Source organism: Pseudomonas sp. FSL R10-2189, from assembly GCF_009600325.1.
Lineage (GTDB): Bacteria > Pseudomonadota > Gammaproteobacteria > Pseudomonadales > Pseudomonadaceae > Aquipseudomonas > Aquipseudomonas helleri.
In genome coordinates this window covers 1-1,692 of the sequence record NZ_WIVZ01000092.1, presented here as the reverse complement: position 1 = coordinate 1,692, position 1,692 = coordinate 1, and the positions used below count along the sequence as shown (strand labels likewise).

Here is a 1,692-nt window from a genome sequence, read left to right as displayed (position 1 = left end):
AGCTTACATTTTCTAAGATCCTCGACTCCTTTTCCAGCCGGTCAGATTTTTTCTACACCCTTAAATGCGAAGAGCCTGATACATGATGGAACGGCAGACTTTATCGCATATGCAAGCCTCATGATTAATCGCACTAGAGAATTCGAACGCACCGAGCTGGATATTTCCAAACTGATTTACAAAGAAATGGGGATTACGTCGAGACTTACCACGAGCAGTATCTCCACCAGTGACAAATTTCCTATGTATGTATTTTTAGGATGTCACACCGCTGAGAATTATTTAAATTTGCTAGCGAACCAAGATGAGCAAGACCTCCTGCGAGAGAAGAAAAAATCCATATTCAATAAACTCTTGCACGAAGCCAATAGAACTAGTCCATATCGTCACGTATCTGCATGAGGATTTCATCTTCGGATACGCGAGATATCCGTATTCCGGCATAACGGTAGAGAACACTCATGGCACAGTGTTCAGTCAGAGAGTATTCTCGGATTGCCCACCGGATTTTACGCAGCTGGTGGTCATGAGTAGACTCAAGCAAATCCGCCATCAACCTTATGCTCCTCGGAAAATGTTCCGGCATTTTAAGGAAAGCGTGGGCGTTTACCACAAGCCTGCATAGAGCAGCGCGGGTGACCTGCTGAGGCTTTCCGTGTACAGAAAGTAAGATCGCCCTAGCTTTAGCGAGCTCTGACGCAAGGGTGAAGTCCCTGGATTGCCAGTCGATTCGAATCTTTCGATCTCTGAGGTAGGGGTTTGCAGCAACATAGTTGACCAACCATTCCCTGTCGTGGCGGTACAACCACTGATAGCCCGGCTTGTCATGACATTTGGGGTTAGCACTGTTTGCAAAGGCTAACCGGCGGGCTTGGAGGTCATTGTCATCAGTAAGGTTATTCGGCCTATCACGACAGACCATAACACCAGCGGATATATCGGCCTCTGGACAGTAGGTCTTGAGGTGTTCCAGCTCCAGATCGAGGAGCCAGCAGAGGAAATAGAACTTGAAGGGCTGCACGATTCGCTCTCGTCGCCGTATGATCTGCAAAACCCAGTCACAGGACCGAACCATTTCTTCAAACTCGGCAGCGCTAGGACTGCACCGAAGTCGCCTGGTTAAGAACTCTCTCAGCATTCCCTCTCTAATTCGACCAGACCTAATAAAACTCATCTCGTCCAAACGGGTCCTGAAAAAATTTCCAGCCTGGATCGCTTTGATCTCATCGGGGTGGTCGAGCCCCCATAGCTGCATACGGGCAATCGCAATGGCCGCGCTGTGTTCTCCACAGTCCATAACCGGCGTTCCACCTGATTCGCCCGGTAGCAACATGCAACGCCAATCTGCCCCTTTGGGAAATCTCATCGCCTGTAGCACTTCGCTGTGGCGCGGACAGACGCAAATGCCCGAAGCTTGATGAATACGATGCCAGTAGGCTAAGCCGCACTCCAGCATGTCCTGTCCGACGCAGCTCTCGCAATATCTAAACGAGGCGTGTTGGAGGAAACGCGACGCTGTTATGCCCAAGGCCATCTTGAGTCCTGTACCCCGATTACCTCCCATTAGAACAACGGCATCGCGGCCCTTCTGTTCATTCAAAAACGGCAAATAAAGGTAACCGTCCGGGCAACACACCTACCTGAGAGCGTCGCCTAAGGCGATGGTGTCCACCTGATTTTAAGTGGACACCA

2 protein-coding genes and 1 pseudogene are annotated in these 1,692 nt (G+C 49.9%); 1 reads left to right on the top strand and 2 read right to left on the bottom strand.

What is annotated here, in order from left to right; translation table 11 throughout:
* A partial coding sequence (locus GHO32_RS26700; protein WP_218581167.1) for a hypothetical protein occupies positions 1-402 on the top strand: 402 nt, incomplete at its 5' end.
* Here the strand turns inward: GHO32_RS26700 and GHO32_RS25980 are convergent.
* Complete coding sequence (locus GHO32_RS25980) at positions 374-1,366, bottom strand: TnsD family Tn7-like transposition protein (protein ID WP_178113949.1); 993 nt, start codon at positions 1,364-1,366, stop codon at positions 374-376. The two genes, GHO32_RS26700 and GHO32_RS25980, sit on opposite strands and share 29 nt — an antisense overlap.
* 24 nt (positions 1,367-1,390) lie before the next feature.
* A pseudogene (locus tag GHO32_RS27330) lies at positions 1,391-1,534 on the bottom strand (hypothetical protein); the annotation flags it as partial.
* Between the last annotated feature and the right edge of the window lie 158 nt (positions 1,535-1,692).

Bases quoted from the DNA above. Each gene is read 5' to 3' on its own strand.
- GHO32_RS25980 (WP_178113949.1), bottom strand. From the start codon at position 1,366: ATGAGATTTCCCAAAGGGGCAGATTGGCGTTGCATGTTGCTACCGGGC.